Annotated in this window: 19 protein-coding genes; all 19 read left to right on the top strand. The window is 36.7% G+C overall.

What is annotated here, in order from left to right; genetic code table 11:
* The first annotated feature begins 362 nt into the window (after positions 1 to 362).
* The 19 genes from C7390_RS01590 (at position 363) to C7390_RS01505 (ending at position 18,269) form a co-directional block, all read left to right on the top strand.
* Positions 363 to 1,310 carry an HNH endonuclease gene (locus tag C7390_RS01590; RefSeq protein WP_116443490.1) on the top strand — a complete coding sequence of 316 codons (948 nt, stop codon included), beginning with the start codon at positions 363 to 365 and terminating at the stop codon, positions 1,308 to 1,310.
* A 313-nt stretch (positions 1,311 to 1,623) separates the two neighbouring features.
* The gene (locus C7390_RS01585; protein ID WP_318295483.1) at positions 1,624 to 3,150 is read left to right on the top strand and encodes an McrB family protein; all 1,527 of its coding nucleotides are present in this window, start codon (positions 1,624 to 1,626) and stop codon (positions 3,148 to 3,150) included.
* Positions 3,147 to 4,484 carry an McrC family protein gene (locus C7390_RS01580; RefSeq protein WP_318295481.1) on the top strand — a complete coding sequence of 446 codons (1,338 nt, stop codon included), beginning with the start codon at positions 3,147 to 3,149 and terminating at the stop codon, positions 4,482 to 4,484. The genes C7390_RS01585 and C7390_RS01580 overlap by 4 nt, the downstream gene beginning before the upstream one ends.
* A gap of 272 nt (positions 4,485 to 4,756) precedes the next feature.
* The gene (locus C7390_RS01575) at positions 4,757 to 4,978 is read left to right on the top strand and encodes a Lar family restriction alleviation protein (protein WP_022501655.1); all 222 of its coding nucleotides are present in this window, start codon (positions 4,757 to 4,759) and stop codon (positions 4,976 to 4,978) included.
* Positions 4,979 to 5,105: 127 nt separating this feature from the next.
* Positions 5,106 to 5,315, top strand: coding sequence for a hypothetical protein (locus C7390_RS01570; RefSeq protein ID WP_022203749.1), 210 nt, complete (start codon positions 5,106 to 5,108; stop codon positions 5,313 to 5,315).
* A gap of 62 nt (positions 5,316 to 5,377) precedes the next feature.
* The gene (locus tag C7390_RS01565; protein WP_055306557.1) at positions 5,378 to 5,878 is read left to right on the top strand and encodes a pyridoxamine 5'-phosphate oxidase family protein; all 501 of its coding nucleotides are present in this window, start codon (positions 5,378 to 5,380) and stop codon (positions 5,876 to 5,878) included.
* A 30-nt stretch (positions 5,879 to 5,908) separates the two neighbouring features.
* Positions 5,909 to 6,127, top strand: a complete 219-nt coding sequence (locus C7390_RS13535) for a hypothetical protein (protein ID WP_318295478.1) — start codon at positions 5,909 to 5,911, stop codon at positions 6,125 to 6,127.
* A complete protein-coding gene (locus tag C7390_RS01560) occupies positions 6,028 to 6,351 on the top strand; it encodes an alpha/beta hydrolase family protein (RefSeq protein ID WP_456362870.1) in 324 nt (107 codons plus the stop codon). Before C7390_RS13535 ends, C7390_RS01560 begins: the two co-directional genes overlap by 100 nt.
* Before the next feature lie 83 nt (positions 6,352 to 6,434).
* The gene (locus tag C7390_RS01555; RefSeq protein ID WP_116443488.1) at positions 6,435 to 7,166 is read left to right on the top strand and encodes an AlkZ-related protein; all 732 of its coding nucleotides are present in this window, start codon (positions 6,435 to 6,437) and stop codon (positions 7,164 to 7,166) included.
* A 206-nt stretch (positions 7,167 to 7,372) separates the two neighbouring features.
* Positions 7,373 to 7,912, top strand: a complete 540-nt coding sequence (locus C7390_RS01550; protein ID WP_055306560.1) for a nitroreductase family protein — start codon at positions 7,373 to 7,375, stop codon at positions 7,910 to 7,912.
* Positions 7,913 to 7,956: 44 nt separating this feature from the next.
* Positions 7,957 to 8,175: a hypothetical protein gene (locus C7390_RS01545; protein ID WP_055306670.1), complete on the top strand. Its 219-nt coding sequence runs from the start codon at positions 7,957 to 7,959 to the stop codon at positions 8,173 to 8,175.
* 32 nt (positions 8,176 to 8,207) lie between these two features.
* Positions 8,208 to 8,615: a peptide deformylase gene (locus tag C7390_RS01540; RefSeq protein ID WP_116443487.1), complete on the top strand. Its 408-nt coding sequence runs from the start codon at positions 8,208 to 8,210 to the stop codon at positions 8,613 to 8,615.
* 332 nt (positions 8,616 to 8,947) lie between these two features.
* Positions 8,948 to 9,109, top strand: a complete 162-nt coding sequence (locus tag C7390_RS01530; RefSeq protein WP_116443485.1) for an adenine phosphoribosyltransferase — start codon at positions 8,948 to 8,950, stop codon at positions 9,107 to 9,109.
* 40 nt (positions 9,110 to 9,149) lie between these two features.
* A complete protein-coding gene (locus C7390_RS01525; protein ID WP_318295474.1) occupies positions 9,150 to 10,070 on the top strand; it encodes a ParM/StbA family protein in 921 nt (306 codons plus the stop codon).
* 11 nt (positions 10,071 to 10,081) lie between these two features.
* The gene (locus C7390_RS01520) at positions 10,082 to 10,522 is read left to right on the top strand and encodes an ATP-binding protein (RefSeq protein WP_116443484.1); all 441 of its coding nucleotides are present in this window, start codon (positions 10,082 to 10,084) and stop codon (positions 10,520 to 10,522) included.
* A 5-nt stretch (positions 10,523 to 10,527) separates the two neighbouring features.
* Complete coding sequence (locus tag C7390_RS13530; protein ID WP_318295472.1) at positions 10,528 to 10,701, top strand: hypothetical protein; 174 nt, start codon at positions 10,528 to 10,530, stop codon at positions 10,699 to 10,701.
* 235 nt (positions 10,702 to 10,936) lie between these two features.
* A complete protein-coding gene (locus tag C7390_RS01515) occupies positions 10,937 to 11,722 on the top strand; it encodes a hypothetical protein (protein ID WP_116443483.1) in 786 nt (261 codons plus the stop codon).
* 91 nt (positions 11,723 to 11,813) lie between these two features.
* Entirely contained in the window at positions 11,814 to 17,192 is a 5,379-nt protein-coding gene (locus C7390_RS01510; RefSeq protein WP_116443482.1) for a SpaA isopeptide-forming pilin-related protein, read from the top strand.
* Between the two features lie 78 nt (positions 17,193 to 17,270).
* Complete coding sequence (locus C7390_RS01505) at positions 17,271 to 18,269, top strand: DUF5688 family protein (RefSeq protein ID WP_116443481.1); 999 nt, start codon at positions 17,271 to 17,273, stop codon at positions 18,267 to 18,269.
* Positions 18,270 to 18,276 lie beyond the last annotated feature (7 nt).

Raw genomic sequence — 18,276 nt, 5'->3', positions numbered from 1 at the left:
ATAAAACCGCTGGTGGAAATGTTTGAAATTTCTGCTGGCGGTTTTTTATGTAGAGGTTGAAAAGAATGGAAAACTCTACTTGACAAACTATCATTTGATAGTAAAAATATATTTGAGGAGGTATTACAATGGAAAATAGTATATTAATTAGAAAAATTCATATGTCTTGTTCGTTGTGTGACAAGATACATAATTTTACTATTAATTATTGTATATTTAAATTAGCTATATTAGTTGATTTAACAAATAATTGTTTTATATGTTAAGATAGTTTTAAACAATTATAATAATTCAGATATTATTATAACAGTAAAATTATTAGTAATAGATAGTGTATTTGATGTCTTAAAGGAGATTGATTGATGAAAATTTTATATTGTAGAGTTGGCTGGATGGAATCATATAAGGGAAGTGCAACGGAAGGACCACAAGCGGGAGGAAAGTATAATCAAGAAAATATAGGGTATGAAGTATATAATTATCTTGGATATGAAGGAGAATATTATGGTTTTGTTGAACCAGGAGTTAATAATACTATTCATGTTGAACGATTATGCGGAGATAAGAAAGCTGAGTTAGCAGAAGATGTTTTAATTATTTGGGTTGCTAAAAAAAGTAGTGGTGGTCAATACATAGTTGGATGGTATAGAAATGCAATGGTATATCGTACATTACAAGATGTTCCAATTGAAGCGATGTCGATAAGAAAATCAAAAAAACATAATGTTTATAATATATATTCTAAGAATGTATATCTTTTAGGATTAAATGATAGAAAGTTTTTAATAAAAGGTATGGGACATAGTAATATATGGTATGGAAATTCAGAAATTGACTGTCAGGTTTTAGAATATATACAAGATTATGAAAAACAGTATAATAATAGAATTGGTAAGTTGGAAGAAAAATTATCAGATATAACAGGAGGTGAAAGAGAAGCTATTGTTAAAATCAGAATAAATCAGGATAAATTTAGAGACAGTTTAATTAAGAAATATAATGGAAAGTGCTGTTTATGTGGTGTGGATTATTTATCAATGTTAGTTGCTAGTCATATAAAACCTTGGGTGAAAAGTGATAAGTATGAAAAACTTGATATAGAAAATGGGTTATTATTATGTCCTAATCACGATAAGTTATTTGATTCAGGACTTATTTCATTTGATTCTAAAGGGAAAATTATGATTTCAAGTAAATTAGATAAAAACAATCAAATATTTTTGAATGTAAATAATGATTATGAAATAAAAATGACAGATGAAAATGCAAGTTATATTAAATATCATAGAGATAATATTTTTGTTGAATAAAAAATTTTATATAATAGCAAATGAAGTTTATAAAGACAGAGTAATAATTATAAATGAGAAACTACAATTAACAATAAGGGTACAAAAACTTTACTAAGAATAAAAAATATTGAAGAAACTATAAAAAACTTATTAAAATATGTAATATGCACTAAAACTGCTAAAAAGATACATATTACAAGACTGAAATATTGATCGTAGATTGAAGGTGTGAAAAAGTATTAGTGATATGTAAGTAATGTGGGAATAGATGACTATGTAGTTTATTTGTAAGCTGAATTGATAAATTGTAAATATACGGAGGTATATGTAATTGTATTCATTTGAAAATATAAAGTTAAAACTTGATAATATAGGTATAATGCATAGAATGATTGCTTCTAATAAAGAGCAATTGGGTGGTAAAGGGGATAAGGGTACAACGATTTATTGTCCAAAAGGAAAGCCTTATATATTATTTGCAACAGAAGAAGATTATCAAGATATAAAAAATTATAGTTGGAAAGATGGAGAAGTTGAAATAATAGATGTTCATAAAAAAAATAAAAATGAATGTCAAGAAATATTAAATGGTAGTAATAAGAATGGAATGGTAATTTTACTTTCTGGGAATTGGAAAATATTTAGTGATTCACCCAAATATCAACCACATATAATATATATTTATTCGGATAAAATAATAGATATAGTTTTGAGTGTTTTATCAGAGAAAGAAAAATATAAAATAAAAGAATATTCAAGTAAAGCTGCTAAAAATATAATAAGTCAAGGGAAATATAATATGATAAATAAGCAAAAAAGAAAAGATTTAAATATGATTTTATATGGACCACCGGGAACTGGAAAAACGTATAATTCGGTTATTTATGCAGTTGCTATATGTGAGGAAAAATCTGTACAGGAAATTGCTAATGAAGCGTATAAGGATATAAAGATACGTTATGACAAATTGAAATCGGCTGGAAGAATATCATTTACTACATTTCATCAGTCATATGGATACGAAGAATTTATAGAGGGGATTAAACCAATTATTGATGAAAATAAGCAGGACATTGGATATACAATAGAACCGGGAGTGTTTAAGAAGTTTTGTGACAATGCGAAAAGTATTACTCGTACAAGTACAGGTATAGAAAGCACGGTAATTGAAGAGAATACAGAGCCATATGTATTTATTATTGATGAAATTAATAGAGGAAATATATCAAAAATATTTGGTGAATTGATTACATTAATTGAAAGTACAAAGAGAGCAGGGATGCCTGAAGCAGCATCAGCTATACTGCCGTATTCGGGTGATGAATTTAGTGTGCCATCTAATGTATATATTTTAGGAACAATGAATACAGCCGATAGATCTATTGCGTTGATGGATACAGCTCTTCGGAGAAGATTTCAGTTTGTTGAGATGATGCCGGACTCTGATGTACTTAGAAAAATTCATGCAGATAAGGTAGAGGATTTAGATGTGGCAGCAATGCTTGATAAAATTAATGAAAGAATCGAGTACTTATATGACAGGGAGCACACTATTGGACACGCTTTCTTTACTGACCTCAAAGATGATGCAACACTTGTAAAGTTACAGTCTATTTTTGAAAAGTCTGTAATTCCATTATTGCAGGAATATTTCTATGAAGATTATCAGAAGATACAGCTTGTCCTGGGGGATAATGCAAAGAGCGATGACAGCTTGAAATTTATTATTGATGAAAAAGTTATAGCAAAGAATATTTTTAAAGGAAATGTGGAAGATGTTATCGATCTTCCGGAAAAGAAATATTCAATCAATTCTAAAGCATTTGAAAATATTAATAGTTATAAAGAAATTTTGTGAAGTGTGGTGATAACGTGGATAAACCATTTGAGGTGAAAGAATTTGATACTATTATTTGTAATGAGGATTATAAAGATGATGAAAAATACAAGTATCTGAATCAGAAGGAGTTTGATAATCTGGTAGCGTTTATCCATGAATTTACTGGAGATGCGGATAGTGCAGATGCACTTGATTTTATGAAAATTGGTTACAGGCGTAATGTCGGAGAAGTCGTTACTATAAAAAATTACGTTGGGTTAATTCAGCTTAAGAATGGTTTTCAAATTCAAGTGCTTCCTAAGATAGCTTTTGGAGAGGAAGATGAAGCAAATGTGAAAACAAAGAAAGTATTTCTTAAGATGCTTTGCAGTATGAAAGATTTTCCTTGTAAAGTGTTCAATGAATCTTCTTTAAATGTAGCTCAGATGAATTTGTATGAACTGTTTATTAATATGTATCTACAGGAAGTAAGACAACTGGTAAAGCGGGGGATAAAGTTGAATTATGTTGAACAGGAAGATAACTTACGTTATTATAAGGGAAAATTACTTGTAAGCGAGAATGTGAGAGTAAATTTAGCACATAAAGAGCGTTTTTACGTTTCCTATGAAGAATTTCATCCAAATCGTGCAGAAAACCGTCTTGTAAAGGCTACACTCGCAAAGTTGCAGAGATTAACAATAAGTGCAGAAAATTCAAAAGAAATAAGACAGTTACTAACAGCATTTGAAATGGTAGATGCTTCTGTCAATTATACAAAGGATTTCTCACAGGTTGTAATTAACAGAAATACAAAGGACTACGAAGTGCTAATGCAGTGGTCAAAAGTGTTTTTGATGAATAAAAGTTTTACAACATTTTCAGGAAGTACAACATCAAGAGCATTGTTATTCCCGATGGAATCAATATATGAGAGTTATGTTGCACAGCAAATGAAGAAAGTAATGAGCCCAGAAGGCTGGGATGTTTCATATCAGGATAGGGGACAATATCTTTTCGTGGAACCGAGGAGGCAGTTTGCCCTTAGACCAGATATTGTAATGAAAAAAGGTGAACGCATAGTAATTTTAGATACTAAATGGAAAAGCTTGATTAATAATGAAAAAAATAATTATGGCATTTCACAACAAGATATGTATCAGATGTATGCTTATTCTAAGAAATATGGTACTTCTGAGATATGGCTTTTATATCCAGTAAATGATGAAATGAGAAATCATAAGCCTATCCGGTTTGAAAGTGGAGATGGAACTACAGTAAATTTATATTTTATAGATGTTGATAAAATAGAGGATAGTTTGCAGGAGTTAAGGGATACATTAGAAGTAGGTGAAAAAGGGGATTTTAGATGAAAAATAATAATTTGCGTTGATTTTTTAATTAAGTTGAGTATATTTCCACGTTGTTATGGATATCTTAACTGGGTATCGATGCTGATAACCAGCATAAAACTCTTTTTATTAAAAGTAATTCTTAAGGAGTGTGGTTTAAGTATCGCACTCCTTTTTACGAATGATTAAGTTTATAATAAAGATAGCCTTTAAAAATTACCCAATATCATATATAATGTTATTTACTGAGCTTAAATCAAGTATAACAGAACAGCTAAGAGAGGTATTATAAAATGGAAATTTATGAAATGATAGATCTACAGGATTGTCCAAGATGTTTAGGACCTTCGTTATTAGAGGAAGTAGACCATGGTTTTTATGTAACTTGCCTGGATTGTGGATGTCAGTCAGCAACATTCAGATATAATAATGATGAAGACAAGCTTGAAGCTGCGAAGAAGACAGCTGAGTTATGGAATACTGGCAAGGTAATCTATACAGGTTATGGAGATTAATAATATATGTATGTATAGTTTTGAAGTATGACATATATGTTTGTGTACAATGTTATTATAATTAATGTATAGATGGGAATGTGTATAATAATCCCGAATGTGATATATAAGATAGGAGAATTAAACGATGAAGAGTCAGGAAGAACTTTTTAATATGACAGTTATGGAATTAAGAGAGTATATGAATTCACTTTCTAATGAAGAAATAAAGCAGGCGGCTGAGATGTTTGAATATGATGAGCACGAAAGAGATCCACTTACACTTCTTTCAGCACCTAAGCTTTTTGAGTATATGAAATATGCAAATGGAGCAGTAGATATTGATTTTGGTGAATAATGCTATAATGAGGGAGTGTGATTAATAGTCACGCTCTTTTATTTATGTTGGGAGGCATTTTTATGACACACGAACAATTTGAAAAGGCGGCTGATTACTGGAAGAATAAGGGAATTACAGCAATGCCCAAAGAAGAGCTTAAAAAAGCGGTTGAAGAATATATAGCTGCTAACAATACCTGTGCGCTTGCAACAGGAACTGGCGATTATGTAAGATGTACGCCGATTGAGTACAGTTATCATAATGATAAGTTCTGGATGTTTTCAGAAGGTGGAGAGAAATTTATAGGTCTTGAGAAGAATGAAAATGTATGTTTGGCTATTTTCGATAAATATGATGGATTTGGCAGGCTTAAGAGCATACAGGTTATGGGAAAAGCCGAACTGATAGAACCATTTTCTGATAAATATAATGAACACGCAAAAATTAAGAAAATACCGATAGAGGCGTTAAAGAAAATGGAGTCGCCGCTTAATCTCATCTGTGTAACACCAGTGAAAATGGATGTATTATTTTCTGATTTTAAGAAAGAGGGATATAGCAGCAGACAGATTTTAGAGTGAATTTAAAAGAAAAAAGAGGTAATATAACTTATGGAAGTAAAAGAGTGGTCATATAAAGAATACCATTCTTTTGATAAGCCAGTAGACGGAGTTACAAGAATTCCTACAAGCGGAGATGAGAAGGGAACTTATATATATTCAAATGTGGAATATGCGCATATAAATGGTACGACACTGCATTTGCAGATTGTCACACCACAGACAAGAATCCTGAGTTATGCAGAGCTATGTCGGTTGAGTGTAATATAAGTGAAAATGTTTCATTGCCACCAATATTAATGTTTCACGGAACAAAAGACCGTACAATAAATCCAAAGGTCAGTGTTGTTGTATATGAGGCTTTAAAGAAATATAATAAAGATGTGAAGTTATATTTGCTTGAGGGAGCTGACCACGGTGGAAGTGAATTCTTTAGTGATAATGTGTTGGATATTATTGAAGAATTTTTGCAAAAGATTATATCAGCTAGTTAGAATGATAAGTTGTTTTAAAATGTGTAATAAAATGAATTTTTACACTGACATCATAAATATGAAAATACTGGGCGGTAAAATATATGGGAAATGAATCTGGAGAATGGATTATGCACGGACTTGAGTGGGACAATCCAGCGTGTATACATACAGTTGAGAAAGCAATCGAACACATTAATGATGTAGGTTTTCTGCCTTTATTTAAGAATGAAATAGAAGGATTTTCACTGGAAGAATGGACAGCACCTGAGTACTGGTGGTGTGATGATGAATTATATGACCCGTGGCTGTGGCGTGCGGTTATAGCAAGACAGCACGATATAATCTATGGAAAGTTTTTCGGAAAGAAGGCAGGTTTTGTATCAAGAAAATGGGTTCCTGCATTTGCAAATTACAGGCGTGACGGATACGATTTTGATGCGTTATATGAGGATGGAAAAGCACCGCTTAAATATAAAAAGATTATGAAGCATTTTATGGAAGAAAATGCAGATAACGAAATATTTTCTAATGAGTTAAAGAAACAGGCTGGCTACGGCAAAGATGGTGAAAAAGGATTTGATGGCGCAGTTGCTAATCTTATGATGCAGATGTATATATGTAACTGCGATTTTAGGAAGCGTATTAATAAAAGTGGTGAAGAATATGGCTGGGATGTGGCTGTTTATTCATCAATAGAGCATATCTATGGTTATGATTATGTTACCTCTGATTATAAGGAAAAGCCGGAAGCTTCGTGGCAGAAAATAGTTTCACATATGAACATATTGTATTCGTCTGTGACTGAAAAGCAGATTAAGAAGATATTGAAGTAAAATTATCAAAAAATATTTGAAATAAATCATAGTTTATTGTTTTTGCTGTTTTATCAGCAGTATACACTTGATACAAAATTTTATTAAAAATGGCGTATAAAAGAGAATTGGTGTGAAAATAGATTTTTCACACGTGAGATTTATGTGTGTGTGCACTTGACACAAACTCGTTATGTACAAAAATATGCGTAGAAATGAGGATTATTATGGAATTACAGGAAGTATTGAATAGCAGAAGAAGTATGAGAAGTTACGATGCTGAAAAGAAAGTTACAAAAGAGCAGCTTGAAACTATTATAAATGCGGCCATATTAGCACCTTCGTGGAAGAATTTGCAGACATCTAGATATTACTGCATATTATCAGACGACAAAATTGAAGAATTCAGACATAAGTGTCTGCCAGAATTCAATCAGAACAATTCAGAGGGAGCAGCTCTTGTTGTAACAACATTTGTAAAGAACTGCGTTGGATTTGACAGATTATCAGGTGAGCCAGTTAATGAATGTGCCAACGGCTGGGGCTATTATGACCTTGGACTGCAAAACGAGAATTTCGTTCTTAAAGCTAAAGAATTAGGACTTGATACACTGATTATGGGAATTCGTGATGGTGAGGCAATAAGAGAGTTCTTTAATCTGCCAGAAAATGAGCAGGCAGTTTCAGTTATTGCAGTTGGATATGGAACAAAGGATGCGCAGATGCCTAAGAGAAAGAGTGTTTCGGATATAGCGAAATTTTATTAAAATAGTAAGCAAAAAATATATAGAGAATGTGAGTGATAAATCATATGGGTTTGTTTAAAAAGAAGGAAAAAGTGTATTCATATGATAAAGAGCATATGAAACCGGTAATTAAAACCAGCATATGTACGGGTGAACAGGTGGCTGGATTTAAGGATATTCATACTGGCAAAATAGAAGATATTATGCTTGTAAAAACGTCAGCAGATATCGAAAAATTTAAAGAAATGTATGGAATAGAAGGCAATATTGACAAAGAATATTAGGATTAAAATGTCGGTGGAAGAAGGATATAATTATGGTTAAGAAAATTGTAAAAGGAAAGCAGATATTTGCAAGAAAGGCACAGCCTGCGACAGAAGCAGACAGGCAGGTTGTGACAGATTTGATAGATACGTTAAGAGCAAATAGGGAAATATGTGTTGGAATGGCTGCCAATATGATAGGTGTGAATAAGTCAATAATAGTTGTGGCATCAGGTCCATTTCAGTTTGCAATGATTAATCCTGTTATAACTAAAAAGTCAGGTGAATATAAGACGGAGGAGGGCTGTTTATCATTAGATGGTGTCAGACCCTGCATAAGATATGAGGAGATAGAGGTTGACTATCTTGACAGTAATTTTAAGCCACAACACGGGAAGTATAGCGGGTTTACGGCACAAGTGATACAGCACGATGAATGCGATATAATAGGGACAAGTTAGAAGAAAACCTTGAAAACAAGGGGTTCACGCTGATTTAGTCCCTATTTTTTATACCATTTAATCGGTAGATAAGGCAGTGCTGTTATTTAAAATCCGAAATTTATGAGAATACATAGTTGCTTCAGAATATAAATTCTGAATGTAATTTGTGTACCCAAGAGAGGTGAAAATTGAATAGTAATAATTTTAGGTAGGACTAAATTAGCTTTGCACTGAAAAGTGTATTCGGCTGTGTGTCCTGCCTTTTTTATTGGAAAGGAGCAGGAGATGGCAGAAAAGAAGCTGATTTGGTCTGAATATAAGTCATCTCACAAAAAGAGAGGTGGCTGTATATGAAAGTATTTATAGTAGTAGCAGTAATTATTGTAACAATCTGTTTGTTTTGTCTTATGAAAGCAAAAGCAGAAGGTGATCGAATATACGATGAAATCGCTGGCAGATATTTCAGAGACAAGGAAAATAGGATAGAAACACAAACCGAAAGGTATGGGTAGCTGTATGAATAAAAATTGTAAAATTTGGAGGAACAGAAAAATGAATAACAAGTTAGAAGTGATAGGAATTGACCACGGCTGGTCGATGATGAAAACCGTAACTCAGGTATTTGTCACAGGAGTAAAGGAGATTACAACTACTCCGGCACTTTTTGGAGATGTTCTTGAGTATGACGGCAAGTATTACAAGATTGGAACAGTAAGACAGGAAGTAAAAGACACAAAGGTTGAGGATGACAGCTTTTATCTTCTGACATTGGCAGCAGTCGCAAAGGAATTGAAGAAAAGAGGATTATTCGATGCAAGGGTATTTCTTGCAGTAGGACTTCCACTTACCAGATTTGGAGCAGAAAGAAATAACTTTATCAAATACCTTACAAAGAATAAGCGTGTTGATTTCCGATATGAGAACGAAGCATATCATATTGAGATTGACGATGTGGCGGTATTTCCACAGTGCTATGCGGCTGTGGTTGATAAGATACCGACTATGGCAAAGAAAACACTGGTAGTTGATATTGGTAGCTGGACAATAGATATTATGCCTGTGATTAACAAGTCACCGGATGAATCAAAGTGTGTGACGATTCCAAAAGGTCTTATTACCTGTATGCGTTCTATCAATGAGCAGTGTGTAAGACAGCTTAACGGAGAGGTAGACGAGTTAGAGATACAGAACATCATGCGATATGGCAGGTCAGATATTGATGATGAATACTTTACCATTATCAAGGCAGAGATAGAGAATTTTGTTGATAAGGTATATAACTCAATCCGTGAGTTTGGGTATAACCTTAAAACCACACCGATTGTATTTGTAGGTGGCGGAGCAGTGGTAATGAAGAATTTCAGCAATCACGATGCAAAAAATATTTCTTATATCCTTGATGTAAAGGCAAATGCCAGAGGTTATGAGCAGCTTGCCATTATGGGGCTGAAATCTGCTAAAAGACTTGCATAGGAGGTGGTCATATGGCACGAAGGCACATTATGGAGAGCACATTCCGACTGAACCTGCTCAATCCGCAACACGCTAAAATCAATGAGGTCATAAAGGGGCTTAATCCAAAGATTTATAAGTCAAAGAACCAGTTTTTGATTGAAGCCTGTGAGTTTTATATTGACCACTATGGAGAGGACGATATTCCGTCCAAAGAAGAAAAGCGATATGAGCAGTTTGTAACGAGGGACGAGATAGAACAGATAAAAAAAGAAATTGAGTATTCTGCAATGACTGAGGCAAGAAAAGAGGTCATATCCTTACTGGGCGGAGCATTGGCTGGAGTAAAGAACAGCCAGCCTGTAATGGTTGCAAGTCCACAGGAAGATATGGAAGAACAGCCGGAAGATGATGTTATGAATGACGCAGATGTTGCAGGATTGGCAATGGGGTGGATGTCGAAAGGAGATTGATTATTATGAGAAGAATTGCAGGAGCCGTAGGAACCGCTATTTTACAGATACTCAAGTGGATACTTAAAATTGTTCTTGGAGCATTAAAGCTGTTCTTAGGACTTATCAGGTTAATTCTTCTTCTATTCTGTATGGTAGCAAGAGTATTTCTTTCATTCGTGAGAATGGGAACATTTTGAGGGGAGGTGAGAGTATGAAGATAAAGGGCTTCTTTCCTGCTTACAGGAAAAACAGAAGACTCGTGAAGTATTTCTTTAAATTTAAGAAACTGGTATAATCAAGGAGGTTAAAATGCACAGAATACGGGACAGACCGAAGTGTCCCGTGCATTACAAATAGATAGTTCACTGTAAGAGTGGACGGGCACGGTACACAAAGCCTATCCCTCTTACGGAGAAGGGATAGGTGGAATTTATGAAGAAGATAAATATTATCTTTTTATCCGTAATACTGGCTTTGGCTATGACAGCCTGTAATGGCGGCAAAGACAATGCCAGTAATCAGACAGAGAAACAGACGGAAAGTATAAAGGCAACTGAGGAGGCAACAAAGGCTACGGAAGCAGTTACCAAGACAGAGGCAGAGGCTACACAGGAAGCTGTAAGTGAAGCGGAATCTGAGTCAGAAGTACAGACTACTGAGCCGGAAGAAAATCGTATGCAGGAGCAGGTTGTAGAGAAAGAGGAGCCAGCTTCACAGAATAATAATAATTCCAGCCCGAAAGAAGAACCGGAACAGAAAAATGACACTGATTTTGGGAATGGTGGCGGAAGTTCTGACAGTAATGAAGGTCAGAGCGAAAAGGAAGAAAGCGGTAATTCCAATGAGGAGTCCGGCTTTGCGGCATACAATCCGCAGAATGTAGTTTCGCTTGCAACTGCAAAATGTCAGGCAGGCGGAATGATTACCACACAGCAGAACTTGGATAATCTTCTTGCGGCAGGGAAGATAACGCAGGAAGAATACAATGAGTATTATCCTTATGACGGTATGGAACAGTCTTATTACAGTGTGTTTGTTGAAACAGACCTTAATACCGCAAGCACCCTGTCAGGGAAACGATTACCGACAGAAGATGCGATTGCAGAGTATATCGCTGGTATGCTGTTACTGGAAAATGATCCGGTATTCTATATCAGTTATGAGGGAATATACACAACAGGAGGCACAGACTTTTACGAGTTTCGATGTCACAGATAGTAAAACAGAATAGAAGCAGAGAGAAGAAAGATGTAAGCCAAAAACTTATGTCTTTCTTTTTTTATGCGTAAAATAAGGAGGCAAAGAGAATATGAAACAGAAAATAAAACGAATAACTGCTTGGATAATGGCATTTTTATCTGTTGTTACATCGTTATGTTCTAATGGTGTAATTAAAGTATTTGCAGCTAGTCCACAGGCGAATATGGCGTTTTGGAATGCTTCAGTATGCAATTCAGGCATTGTAAGTGAATTGCATCCCAGCTTTAATAATGGGAAAATATTATATTCTGTGTTGGATGGAAATGCAGCATATTGTATGAATTTTGGATTGAGAGCTGATGGTGGTCAGTTGATGAATAGTTATGATAATCCTAGCACAGAAATGTCCAGTGAACAGCAGAAACTGCTTAGCTATTGCCTGTATTACGGGTATGGAACAAATGAAGCTGCAGCACCTACTAATGACCAAAGTGATGAGTATATTGCTACACAGTCAATGGTATGGATTATTATGGCAGATATATTTGGAACTGATGATGCTGATTCAGCGGCGAAAAAATTGTGTAATACAGCGCCTAATCCTGAGTCTTCATATGAATATTATGAAAGATTAAGAGATAACATTTATAATTCATATAATGCAATATTGCCAAGTTTTGCTTCAAAAAGACCAAGTGGAGCAGATACTTATGAACTGAAATGGAATGAAGCAAACCAGAGATTTGAAAAGACATTATCAGACAACAACGGTGTGTTATCAGATTTTGATTTCAGCATTGATGGATACTCTGTAGATAAGAATGGCAACAGTATCACAATCTCATCAAAGAGTGTGAATACCACAGCTACAACAGGAACATTCACATCAAACAGCGGAAAGGTAGATACAACTTCAAGCTGCGTATTCTGGCTTACAGGAAAGAACGGCTATCAGGAGTTTATTTCGGAAAAGCCTACCGCTGATCCGGTCAGAGCATATATCAAGGTTAAGACAGAAAATATCGGATATGGCGAACTTACAAAGACAGACGAGTCAAGCGGAGTGAAACTTTCCGGTGCTGTTTATGGTATTTACTCTGACAGCAGTTGTAACAATCTGGTACAGACAATGACAACAGATGGCAACGGATATGCGAAGTCAGCAGCACTTGTTGCAGGCACTTATTATGTAAAAGAGATTACTGCACCAAAGGGATATGTCCTTTCCGGTAAGGTTCATACACTTACTGTAAAAGCAGGACAGACAACAGGAATCTCTGCAACGGATAAGGAACAGCTTGGAGCAATCACAATCTATAAAGAGGGTGAAGTGTTAAGCTCTTGGAACGGAAGCAATTTCACTTATGAGAAAAAGAAACTTCCGGGAGCGACATTTAAGGTGACTGCCGGAGCAGATATTTACAAGGCAGACGGTACAAAGGTTTACAATGCAGGAGATGTAGTGGCAGAAAGCCTTACAACGGGAACTGACGGACAGGTGGTATTATCAGACCTTCATCTTGGAACTTATGTGGTAACTGAGATTAAGAGCATTGACGGATATACAATCAATACTACACCTCAGACTGTAACGGTTGAATATAAGGACCAGACAGTTACCGTCCAGTATGAATCAACTACGATTGAGAATACAAGACAGAAGGCGGAAGTATCTGTTGTAAAGAAAGACTCTGATACAGAGAACCCTCTTGATGGCGGCAAATATACACTTTATGCCGGAAATGACATTAAGAATTATGCCGGACAGGTTATCGTAACAAAGGGCACAGCTCTTGAGACAGTAACTACAGGTGAGGACGGAAAGGCAAGCTACAGCGTGGATCTGCCAATCTCTAACGGATATTATATCCAAGAGACACAGGCTCCATATGCGTATATCAGAAACAGCAAAGATGTGTACAGCTTCAACTTCAATGTATTACCGGAGACACAGGCAAAGGCAACATTCAGCCACACATTTAATAATGATAGAACTACAGCAAAAATTCATATCTACAAGGTAGATAAGGAAACAGGAAAGGCAGTTCCACAGGGAGACGCAAGCCTTTCAGGAGCAGTATATGGTCTTTATGCAAGGGAAGTAATCAACCACCCGGACGGAGCAACAGGCGTTATGTTCAATGCCGGAGACCTTGTGGCAACACTTACTACAGACGAGAAGGGCGAAGCTGAGGTAAACAACCTTTATCTTGGCAAGTATTATGTAAAGGAAATCACACCTTCTGAGGGCTACCTTTTAGACGAGGAGGAGCACGATGTGGTATGTGATTACGAAGGAGACCTTGTTGCAGAGGTATCAAGAAGCACAACATCGGCAGAGCAGGTTATCAAGCAGCCATTCCAGCTTATCAAGGTATCTGACAATGGCGATGATACAGAAGCAGGATTACTTGCAGGTGCAGAGTTCACAGCATACTTAAAATCTTCTTTATCCGTAAAGGCAGATGGAAATTATGACTTTGATAAGGCTACTCCTGTGGTAATCGGGGAAAACGGAGCAACAACAATCACATCAGACAGTAAGGGACACGCAGTATCCATTGCAATTCCTTATGGAACTTATGTGGTAGTAGAGTCAAAGACTCCGCACAATATGAAAACAATCAAGCCATTTGAGGTAAAGATTACAGAGAACCACCCAACAGAGCCTCAGATTTGGAGAGTATTCCTTGACAGGGAATTTACTGCAAAACTCCGTGTTATTAAGAAAGATTCCGATACAAAGCAGACGGTACTTGTTCCTAATGCAGAGTTCAAAATCTTCAATATTGATAAGAATGAATATGTAAAGCAGTACACAACTTATCCTTCAAAGGTAGAGCATACTTCATTCTTTACTGATGAGGACGGAGATTTAATCTTACCGGAAGCACTTAAAATCGGTAATTACCGTATTGAGGAAGTGTCTGCACCATTTGGATATGTGGTAAACAATAAGTATGTCAACATTTCTGTTGATACTGACACAGCATTTGAGACAGACGGGGATACCAATGACGCAATCATTACCGTGGAATATTCCGATGCCCCTGCGGTTGGAGAACTTACCGTAGAAAAGAAGGGAGAGATACTTGATGGCTTCAAGGGCGGACTTCTTGCAAGCTCATATGAGAAAGAGTTTATTTATAAGGAAGGCTCACTTGCCGGAGCAAAATTTGAGGTGTACGCTGCGGAGGATATTTACACAGCAGATAACCAGAAAGATGCAGACGGCAACCGCATTAAGTATTACAGCAAGGGAGACCTTGTGACAACACTTGTAATAGGAGAGGACGGAAAGGCAGTAGCAAAAAATCTTCCTCTTGGACAGTACAGGGTTGTAGAAGTGGAAGCACCATACGGATATGTATTAAATCCGAATGAGCAGAAAGTGACATTCACTTATGTTGATGATAAGACTCCGGTTATCAAGGAAAGCCTGACATTTTCTAATGACAGACAGAAACTTGCTATGTCGGTTACGAAGCTGGACGCAGAAGATAATACACCAATCGCTGGTGCGGTATTTGGTCTTTATGCAGATGAGGATATTAAAAATGCAGATGGCAAGGTTATCATTGAGAAGGGTACACTTCTTGAAAAGGCAGTTTCCGATGAGAATGGAATGATTGCTTTTGTTAAGGATTATCCATTTGCCAAATATGTTGCAAAGGAAATTGAAAAGCCGGCAGGATATGTGACAAATAATGAAGTGGTGAAGTTTGATACAGAGTATCAGGGACAGAAGGTAAAGACTGCTGTTTATAACAGTGAGTATAAAAATACTCCTACAACCTTTGAGTTTACAAAGACTGACATCACAAGCGGGGCAGAGCTTACAGGGGCAACACTTACCGTGCTTGATAAGGACGGAAATGTGATCGACACTTGGACATCTGACGCAAAGGAACCTCATATCATCAAAAAGCTGGTTGTTGGGGAGACTTATACACTCAGAGAGGAATTTGCTCCATACGGATACCTCAAGGCAACAGATATCCAGTTTACAGTAGAGGATACCGGAAAAGTACAGAAAGTGGAAATGAAGGACGAAGTGCCTACAGGTTCTATCGTTATCAATAAGGACGGGGAATTTGTGACAGATACCACTCTTATGAAGGGGTACTGGTATGACTTTATTTTCAACTTCTTCAAGGACAGCCTTGCAGGAGTAACCTTTGATGTATATGCAAAAGAGGACATCGTAAGTGCTGATGGACTTAATACTGTATATCATAAGGCAGGAGACAAGGTGGCGACTATTGTGACAAATGAGAAGGGTGTCGCAAGAATTGATGACCTTCCACTTGGAAAGTATTACCTTGTGGAAACAAAGACATTTGAGGGATTTGTACTGGATGATACACCGATTGACGCTGACCTTTCCTATATCGACCAGAATACAAAGGTTGTTTTCGCAGGAATGGATGTGACAAATGAGCGTCAGAGAGTTCAGATTACTGTAACCAAGACAGACTCAGAAACTAAGGAAGCCCTTGAAGGTGCTGTATTTGGCTTATTTGCGAAAGAGGACATCGTAAACAAGGACGGTAAGGTAATCGTAAAGGCAGATACACAGATTGAAAGAGCAGTAACAGGCAAGGACGGAAAAGTAACATTTACTTCTGAGCTTCCGCTTGGACAGTATTATATCAAAGAGCTTCAGGCTCCGGCAGGCTATGTGAAGTCTGATAAGATTTTTGATGTGGACGCTTCTTATCAGGGAGATAAGGTCAAGGTAATCGAGATTGAGGCAGCATTTGAAAATGCACCGGTTAAGGTGGAGATTTCAAAGACTGATATTACCGGAGAGAAAGAATTGCCGGGTGCAAAACTTTCCGTGATTGATGAGAATGGAAAGCTGGTTGAAAGCTGGACATCTGAGGCAGGAAAAACTCATATGATTGAAAGACTTCCAGCCGGAAAGTACACACTCCGTGAGGAGAGTGCTCCATATGGATATAAGGTGGCTAGTGATGTAACCTTTGAAGTAAAGGAAACAGCAGAAATCCAGAAGGTATCTATGAAGGACGAGCAGACAGTCGGAAAAATTGTCATTGAGAAAACAGACAAAGTAACCGGAAAGCCGATTGAGGGCGTTGTATTTGAAGTAAGGGACAAGGACGGAAATGTACTTGATACACTCACAACTGACAAGAACGGTCACGCAGAGAGCAAGGAACTTCCAATCTGTACTTACAATGAGGACGGCTCATTCAAGGAAGATATCCATTATACAGTGGTTGAGGTAAAGGCTGCTGACGGATATATCCTTGATGAAACAGCTCACGATGTAACACTTCGATATGATGACAATGCACCGGATGTTGTAGTAACAACACTTTCACTTGTCAATGTACCGACAGAACCAAAACTTCCACAGACAGGCGATAATGCAAATCCACTTCTTTATCTTGGAATTGGTGTACTTGCACTTATCACAGGAATCGGAGCAGGACTTCGTGGAAGAAAGAAAAAGAGAAAATAAAGAATAATCAACCTTGCGGGGGAATGTAAGCCAATGACTTATGTTCCCCCGCTTTTTTTATTTGGAGGATAAGCAGATATGATGAATTATGAGATTTTTAAGGAAGTAGTAAAAGAGAAGTTTATGGACTATATGCCGGATAACTTCAAAGGTATGGAGCTTGTAGTTATGCCTGTGGAAAAGGTAAATATGACTTATGACGGTATCAGTATCAGAGGCAAAGATACTAATATTTCTCCTACTATTTATATCAATGATATGTATAAGAAATACCAGAATTGTGGTGATCTTGAGGAAACACTGATGGCGGCAGGTGACCTTATGATAAGAGCATTAGCCCAGAAACCACCTGTTGTTGATGCTGACAGCTTATACAGGGACGCCAATGAAAAGGTAGTATTCCAGCTTGTCAATACGGAACAGAACAGGTCATTTCTGGAGCAGGTGCCACACAGGGAGTTTCAGGACCTTTCAATTATCTATAAAGTTGTGGTAAATGTCGATGACAGAGGCATTCAGAGTACAAATGTCACGAACAGCCTTGCAAAAAGACTGGGTATGAATGAGGAGCAGCTTTTTAAGTGTGCGGCTGAGAACACAAGAAGAATTTTCCCGCCAAAGATAAGAAGTATGAATGATGTTATGAAAGATATGTTTTTAAGGGACGGAATGCCGGAGGAAATAGCAGAGATGATGATTAGTGAAGTTCCACCGGAGCAGACTCTCTGGGTAATTTCCAATGACAGGGGAATTAACGGAGCTGTGACAATGCTTTATGAGAATGAGCTTCACGAACTGGCAGAAAACCTTGAAAGTGACCTGTATATCCTGCCTTCAAGTGTGCACGAAGTTCTTGCGGTGTCTACTGAACTGACTGAACCGGAGGAGCTTGCACAGATGGTGGCAGAGGTGAATATGCAGGAGGTGGCATTGGAAGAAAGACTTTCCAATCAGGTATATCACTATGATAAAGATTTAAGGAAACTCACACTTGCAACGGATACACCGAACAAGAGACTGGACGGTATCGTGGCAGAGCCGCAGCTTGTATATGACGCAAAGGAAAAGGCGAGATAGGAGGCAG

Origin of the sequence: Bacteroides galacturonicus (assembly GCF_003096855.1) — a bacterium.
Classification (GTDB): domain Bacteria; phylum Bacillota; class Clostridia; order Lachnospirales; family Lachnospiraceae; genus Lachnospira; species Lachnospira rogosae.
This window is presented reverse-complemented; position numbering and strand designations above follow the sequence as displayed.

What these genes read in the sequence shown, in the direction of transcription:
- C7390_RS01590 (WP_116443490.1), top strand. Translation starts at nt 363, where the DNA reads ATGAAAATTTTATATTGTAGAGTTGGCTGGATGGAATCATATAAGGGA.
- C7390_RS01575 (WP_022501655.1), top strand. Translation starts at nt 4,757, where the DNA reads ATGGAAATTTATGAAATGATAGATCTACAGGATTGTCCAAGATGTTTA.
- C7390_RS01570 (WP_022203749.1), top strand. Translation starts at nt 5,106, where the DNA reads ATGAAGAGTCAGGAAGAACTTTTTAATATGACAGTTATGGAATTAAGA.
- C7390_RS01565 (WP_055306557.1), top strand. Translation starts at nt 5,378, where the DNA reads ATGACACACGAACAATTTGAAAAGGCGGCTGATTACTGGAAGAATAAG.
- C7390_RS13535 (WP_318295478.1), top strand. Translation starts at nt 5,909, where the DNA reads ATGGAAGTAAAAGAGTGGTCATATAAAGAATACCATTCTTTTGATAAG.
- C7390_RS01555 (WP_116443488.1), top strand. Translation starts at nt 6,435, where the DNA reads ATGGGAAATGAATCTGGAGAATGGATTATGCACGGACTTGAGTGGGAC.
- C7390_RS01550 (WP_055306560.1), top strand. Translation starts at nt 7,373, where the DNA reads ATGGAATTACAGGAAGTATTGAATAGCAGAAGAAGTATGAGAAGTTAC.
- C7390_RS01545 (WP_055306670.1), top strand. Translation starts at nt 7,957, where the DNA reads ATGGGTTTGTTTAAAAAGAAGGAAAAAGTGTATTCATATGATAAAGAG.
- C7390_RS01540 (WP_116443487.1), top strand. Translation starts at nt 8,208, where the DNA reads ATGGTTAAGAAAATTGTAAAAGGAAAGCAGATATTTGCAAGAAAGGCA.
- C7390_RS01530 (WP_116443485.1), top strand. Translation starts at nt 8,948, where the DNA reads ATGAAAGTATTTATAGTAGTAGCAGTAATTATTGTAACAATCTGTTTG.
- C7390_RS01525 (WP_318295474.1), top strand. Translation starts at nt 9,150, where the DNA reads ATGAATAACAAGTTAGAAGTGATAGGAATTGACCACGGCTGGTCGATG.
- C7390_RS01520 (WP_116443484.1), top strand. Translation starts at nt 10,082, where the DNA reads ATGGCACGAAGGCACATTATGGAGAGCACATTCCGACTGAACCTGCTC.
- C7390_RS13530 (WP_318295472.1), top strand. Translation starts at nt 10,528, where the DNA reads ATGAGAAGAATTGCAGGAGCCGTAGGAACCGCTATTTTACAGATACTC.
- C7390_RS01515 (WP_116443483.1), top strand. Translation starts at nt 10,937, where the DNA reads ATGAAGAAGATAAATATTATCTTTTTATCCGTAATACTGGCTTTGGCT.
- C7390_RS01510 (WP_116443482.1), top strand. Translation starts at nt 11,814, where the DNA reads ATGAAACAGAAAATAAAACGAATAACTGCTTGGATAATGGCATTTTTA.
- C7390_RS01505 (WP_116443481.1), top strand. Translation starts at nt 17,271, where the DNA reads ATGATGAATTATGAGATTTTTAAGGAAGTAGTAAAAGAGAAGTTTATG.